At 38.8% G+C, this 6523-nt stretch carries 4 protein-coding genes; 1 reads left to right on the forward strand and 3 read right to left on the reverse strand.

Going from position 1 to position 6523, the window contains the following annotated elements:
- The 3 genes from ABZB17_RS19035 to ABZB17_RS19045 form a co-directional block, all read right to left on the reverse strand.
- On the reverse strand, positions 1-2027 hold a 2027-nt coding region (locus ABZB17_RS19035; RefSeq protein WP_372652560.1), incomplete at its 3' end, for a SusC/RagA family TonB-linked outer membrane protein.
- A 96-nt stretch (positions 2028-2123) separates the two neighbouring features.
- A complete protein-coding gene (locus ABZB17_RS19040) occupies positions 2124-3299 on the reverse strand; it encodes a FecR family protein (RefSeq protein WP_372652562.1) in 1176 nt (391 codons plus the stop codon).
- A gap of 112 nt (positions 3300-3411) precedes the next feature.
- Positions 3412-3975, reverse strand: coding sequence for an RNA polymerase sigma factor (locus ABZB17_RS19045; protein ID WP_372652565.1), 564 nt, complete (start codon positions 3973-3975; stop codon positions 3412-3414).
- A gap of 682 nt (positions 3976-4657) precedes the next feature.
- Here ABZB17_RS19045 and ABZB17_RS19050 point away from each other — a divergent pair.
- A partial coding sequence (locus tag ABZB17_RS19050) for a TIM-barrel domain-containing protein (RefSeq protein ID WP_372652567.1) occupies positions 4658-6523 on the forward strand: 1866 nt, incomplete at its 3' end.

Consider the following 6523-nt stretch of genomic DNA (forward strand, 5'->3'; position numbering starts at 1 on the left):
ACATCGTCTGACGGGTCGGCTGCGAGGAACTCAAGGTCATCATATAAAGGACTGTCCTGGGTTAACGGACTTCCGCTGGCACTTAAATTATTCAACCTGTTTTGATCGGATGACATACCAACCAGGAAAGTCATGTTGTGCTTATCGATTCTTTTGTTGTAAATCGCAAAATTTTCCCATTGCCAGTAAGTTGTCATAAATGTAGCCTCACTTACGCTTGATTGCAAATTATTGGTTTGCGCATCGTAGTAGTAGACGGGACTATAGTTATGAGTTCGAATACCTGCTACATTTCCTCCAAATCTACTGGTGATATTTAAACCTTCAATGGGTGAAAATTCAACAAAAACGTTTCCGAAAAGATTGTTACGTTCGGTTATAGGAGATGTTGCATCTCTTGTAACAAAAGGGTTTGCAGTACTGGTAACATACTGAGAAACACCATAAATATTTCCATCAGGATCTTTTAAAAAGTTGTATCCGTTATCAATACCATCCTGAACAATTGGAGGTATTTCACTTTCATTTTTGTAAGAAACCGGTGTTAACGGATCGAGCATCATTGCACTGGTAATTACTGATGTATACTCGCTGTTTTCAGCCACTGATTTCAAACTGGTTTTTGAGAATGTTACATTGTGCCCAACTTTTACCCAATCATTAATTTTATAATCGGAGTTAAAAGTAAAAGTATAGCGTTTAAAATTGTCCTTGTCTCCGGCAACCACTCCATCCTGGTCAAGATAAGAAGCCGAGAGCATAAAAGAACCTCTTTCGCTACCTCCGGTAAACGATAAATAATGTTTTTCGGTTGGAGATGCTTCGAAGATTTCATCCTGCCAATCGGTATCATAAGGATCACTCAAAGCCGATTCAGGTAATGTACCTGCTTCAGTCATATACGTTTTGTAGTCAGCAGCATTTAACACATCAACTTTGCGGGCTTGTGTTTGAATGCTGTGTTGAAATTCATACATAATACGACCTCTTCCTGCTTTACCTGACTTTGTACTAACCAGAACTACACCGTTGGCCCCCTCAGCACCATAAATTGCAGCCGATGCAGCATCTTTTAACACTTCAATATTTTCAATATCGTTTGGGTCGATCGAGCTCAGATCAGGCACTTTAGTACCATTTACAATATAAATTGGCTCCGATGAACGGTTAGAGCCGTATCCTCTGATTCGAATATTCATTGCTGCACCAGGTGCTCCCGAGTTTTGGATAACCTGAACACCAGAGGTTCTTCCCTGTAGCGCTTGCTCTGCCCTGGCAATGGATTGGTTTTGCAGATCTTCCTTTTTTACACTTGATATTGATCCGGTTACAACACTCTTTTTCTGCACACCGTATCCAACAGCAACAACCTCTTCAAGCCCCACTGTTTCCACCTCAAGCACCACACTTATTTCCGTTTTATCGCCAATGGGAATTTCCTGTTGTTTCATTCCCACAAACGAAAACTGTAATATTTCGGCATCATTATCAACTTCCAAAAGGTAATTACCATTCAGATCGGTTATAATACCAACTGTAGTTCCTTTAACAACAACAGACACTCCGGGCACAGGTTCTCCGGTTTCATCGGTAACAGTACCCCTTATCTGTTTTTTTTGCGGTATGGGTTCATCCAGTATTTCCTTTTCTATTTTTGTTGAATCAGTTGGAACGATAATGATGACTTTATCCCGAACTTCGTAAGTCATGTTTGTTCCTTCAAGACATTCATTCAGAATTCCTTCAACGGTAGTTTCAGAAAAACTGCAACTTATGTTGTCCAGCTTTTCAATGTCGTTGACATTGTACACAAAGGTGAATTCGCTTTGCTCCTTAATGTTTTTGAAAAGATCTTGCAGTGTGCCATTTTCGATGTTCACATTAAGACGTGTAGTTTGTGAATACGAACTGGCTGTTGCCTGGAGAATTATACAGCAAATTAACACCAAGGTTAGTCGCATAATCAACAATAGTTTTCGAAATCTTTCGCGGAAACGAAAAATTTCAGTTACGTTACTTTTTTTCATAAGTTTACACTGTTTTAGTTTATTAATTTCATTTCTGCGGTAACAGAAATGGTCGACTATTACAACGGGAAATATTGGCGTATTTCCCGTTTTTAATTAATCATATTTCAAAATGGTGATCGTTTCATTGTCTAGTTCAAATTTTACTTTTTTAGTTAGTTCAATTATCTCGGTAATTTTTGTAATCTCGTCGTAACGTTTAACATCAACAGAAAAACGCAGGTTTTTTAGTGCTTCGTTCTCATATTCTACAGAAATATTGTACCATCTGGCCATGTCTGTAAAAATTTCGTCGAGCGAATTGTCGTCAAATAAAATTCGGCCTTCTGTCCAGGCAGTATATTTTTTTACATTTACCTTTCTCACACTTGGCTTTCCTTCCTCGATTATAAACTGCTCGCTTGGTTTAATCATGAAAGTTTGTGCTGTTTGCGTGCTTGTAACATTAACTTTTCCGCGCACCAGTGTTGTGGCAGCTTTCTCTTCGTTACCAAAGGCCCTGATATTAAAGGCTGTTCCCAAAACATTTACCTTCATTTTTTCGGTGGTAACAATAAAAGGAGCTTCTTCGTTATGCACAACATCGAAAAATGCTTCTCCGCTTATAAATACTTCGCGTTTGTTTTTCGCAAAAACTACCGGATATTTAATTGTTGTTTCAGAATTTAGCCAAACGTGTGTGCCATCAGAAAGTGTTAGCTGATATTCGCCTCCCCGGGGAATTTCGATGGTGTTGTACTGTAATTTTCGTTCGCTAACCCGCCTTGTGTTTGGTTTGTAAACAACCGAATTGGTGTCGGAAGAAATAGTTGTTCCATCTGATTCGGTAATGTCAGTTCTTTTATTTTCGAGGCTTACAATCGTTCCGTCGGCAAGTTTTAAAATTGCTTTGCTCGCTCCCGGTTTTATAGCAAGTTCTTGAGTTGGTTCAACATTCTGTGGCGACAATTGATACTGGAAGAAATAATATGTACCCACAACGAGTACCAAAACAGCAGCAACTCGCAATAATACTTGCGAGATTTTGATGCTTCTGGTTTTTGAAATTATCTGTTCAAATTCGGCAAAAACTTTTGCCGTATCGTACTTACCCAAATCTTTTAAACTGCTTGTAAGATTTTCGTCGTATTTGAGTTTTTCGTAGAGAAAATAATTTTGAGCATCCTGTGCGAACCAATCCGTTAACTGCTGCTGTTCTTTTTCAGTCAGCGATCGTTCCTTTTCTGCAAGAATTATTTCAGCAATAATATGTCCCTGCTCGAATTCGTTCATCTCCGGCTTAATTTGATTAGTTTAGTTTTTAACCTGCTATTTTGGCAAGTTGTATTTGTAAAACACTAAACCCTTACAAACCGGGTGACGGTAAAACGATTTTTTTTAGTAACTAAAATAAAAGTGAATAAAATATTGGTCTCAAGCTATCGCGCAGAATGCGGTACGATCTTAGTTTTAAAGTTTTTACAGTATTTATTGAGATACCTTTAATTTTAGCAATTTCGGAATTTGTAAATCCCTGCATACTCAATAAAATGATATTCCTTCGCTCAGGAGATAACTCATAAATGGCAGTGTAAACCTGACGGTGAACTTCTTCTTCAATCATAATTTGCTGAATTGAAATATCGCCATTATCTATTTTCTCCAGTTCATTCATTTCAACCTTTTCAGCTTTTTTCGCTTTTTCGGCGTTGCGAATGGCATTTAAGCTGGCGTTTTTTGCAGATAAATAAAGGTAAGAAACCAGTGCTCTTTCGGAAGGAAACTTCACATCGCTTTTCCAAAGCCGAACAAATAACTCCTGAACAATATCTTCTGATTCCGATAAACATTTGGTAATACGATAAGAGAAGCGGCAAAGCGATGGAAAAAAATAGTCGTATAAATATTTAAATCCCTCTTTCCTTTTAAGGTTTACCAATTCTAATACATGATCGTTTGATACGTTCATATTCAGTTTAGATAGATGAGTAGTTCACTACAAATATAATTTTTTTGTGTTAATATGACACATTAGATTAAAAATCTGAAAACTTTCCTTCAAACAAACGAAAAAAACCCAAATTGGATTGAAAATGATGATACACCACCGCGAAAAATAACGATTAATGCCAGTAAAGTTTCCCGACAAAACAATTTCTCATAAACTACTAATTTACTACAACTTAAACGACACACAACATAAGTATACAACAAATCAAATAACGTCAGGAAACATTTCATACATCTGCTTTTAACATTTCATACTGTACGCTTAACAAGTTGATCATCTTTTTAATACATTCCTATCACTAGTTTCAATCTTCTTGACATAATTTTGTAATCAGATCATGCAGGCAACAAAAAATTGTATTGATTGCATATCCAATGAAACGAAATTAAATGGGCAAACTAGTGCATTCAGTAAGTGGAAATTCAACCACTCTGCACAATAAGAATAAAGTTTAGTTAGATACAAATAAGTTAGTTAGTTAGATGTTTTATATGGATTTAAGTTCGGGCAGGTTACACAGGCTTGTCCGAAGCTTAAATCCTTGAAAACCAAAACTGGCTTCAAAGCGCAAACATCTTTAATTCCAGGTGTTTAACACAAATTATCCTTAACTTGAATACAAAACAATTATCTATACAAAATGAAGCAACTATTTTTATTTCTGTTAATCGGTATTTTGGCTGTTTCCTGTTCGCAAAAGAATTGGGAAAAAACCCAGGATGCCGTTATTGTTTACCCACAACAAGCCGGCAAGCAACAGGCGCAGGCTATTAAAATTACGCCTGTACACGACGAGATCATAAAAGTTTCGGCAAGTGCCACAAAAACATTTGCCACAAACGAAAGTCTTATCGCACTTCCGCAAAATGAAACGGTTCCTTTTGAAGTTGAAGAAAATGATGATCATCTTCTTATTTCAACCGCAAAAACCAAAGTAAAAGTATCAACACAAAGCGGCGAAGTCGATTTTCTGGATGAAAACGGAGATCCAATTCTTCAGGAAAAAGAAAACGGTGGAAAATCGTTCGAGCCGATTGAAGTTGATGGTGTAAGTGCCTATACTACCCGCCAGGTTTTCGAATCGTCAGACAATGAAGCTTTGTACGGACTTGGACAGCACCAGGCTGATGAAATGAACTACAAAGGAAAAAACGAAGAGCTTTTCCAGTACAATACTAAAGTATCGGTACCTTTTATTGTTTCAACAAACAACTACGGACTACTTTGGGATAACTACTCGCTTTCGCGTTTTGGCGATCCACGCCCTTACGGACAGATCGATCAGTTTAAACTTTACGATGCCGAAGGTAAGGAAGGTGGTTTAACAGCTACCTATATTGACAACAACGAAAACGACCACGTATTTACGAGCCGCACGGAATCAACTATAGATTACGAGAACCTGGAAACCATCGAGAATTTTCCTGAAGCTTTTGATTTTAACCATGCCCGCATTGTTTGGGAAGGTGATATTGAGCCCGAAGAAAGTGGAATATTCCATTTTCTGTTGTATTATGCCGGTTACACCAAAATTTGGGTAAATGGCGAACTGATGGCCGACAAATGGCGTACGGCATGGAACCCGTCGGTAGCTAAATTCCAGTACGACATGAAAGCCGGTGAGAAGTACCATGTAAAACTCGACTGGATTCCTGATGGCGGTGTTTCATACATTGGGCTGAAAGCGCTTTCGCCGGTTGATCCTGATGTGCAGAACGATATTTCGTTCTACTCTGAAATGGGCGACCAGATCGACTATTTCTTTATGAAAGGAAACAGCATGGACGAGGTGATAAGCCGCTACCGCACACTTACCGGAAAAGCCCAGGTGATGCCAAAATGGGCGATGGGTTTTTGGCAAAGCCGCGAGCGTTACAAAACACAGGAAGAACTGGAAAGCACTTTGAAAGAATTCAGAAAAAGAGAAATTCCGATCGATAATATTGTGCAGGACTGGTCGTACTGGGAAGTTGACAAATGGGGAAGCCAGGAATTTGATAAAGCTCGTTTCCCTGATGCCAAAGGAATGATCGATATGGTGCACGATAACCATGCACGGATTCTGATATCGGTGTGGCCTAAATTTTATTTAGGAACCGAGCATTACAACGAATTCGACAAAAATGGCTGGATGTATAAACAAGCCATTAACGACAGTATCCGCGACTGGATTTATCCGGGTTACATTGGTTCGTTCTACGATGCCTACAGTGAAGGTGCCCGAAAACTTTTCTGGGAACAGATTAACGAGCACTTATACTCAATGGGAATCGACTCGTGGTGGCTGGATGCTACCGAACCGGACATCTTGTCGAATGCAAGTATGGACTACCGTAAAAAGTTAATGAACCCGACTGCTTTAGGGTCATCAACACAATATTTTAACGCTTTTGCTCTGATGAACGCCAAAGGAATTTACGAAGGTCAGCGCGAAGAAAACCCGAAAGATCGTGTGTTTATTCTTACCCGCTCGGGCTTTGCAGGAATGCAACGTTACGGAACAACT

The sequence above is a fragment of the Draconibacterium sp. genome (assembly GCF_041583095.1).
Taxonomy (GTDB): Bacteria; Bacteroidota; Bacteroidia; order Bacteroidales; family Prolixibacteraceae; genus Draconibacterium.

Excerpts from the sequence above, each read along its gene's own strand:
- ABZB17_RS19040 (WP_372652562.1), bottom strand. The coding sequence starts at position 3,299 with ATGAACGAATTCGAGCAGGGACATATTATTGCTGAAATAATTCTTGCA.
- ABZB17_RS19045 (WP_372652565.1), bottom strand. The coding sequence starts at position 3,975 with ATGAACGTATCAAACGATCATGTATTAGAATTGGTAAACCTTAAAAGG.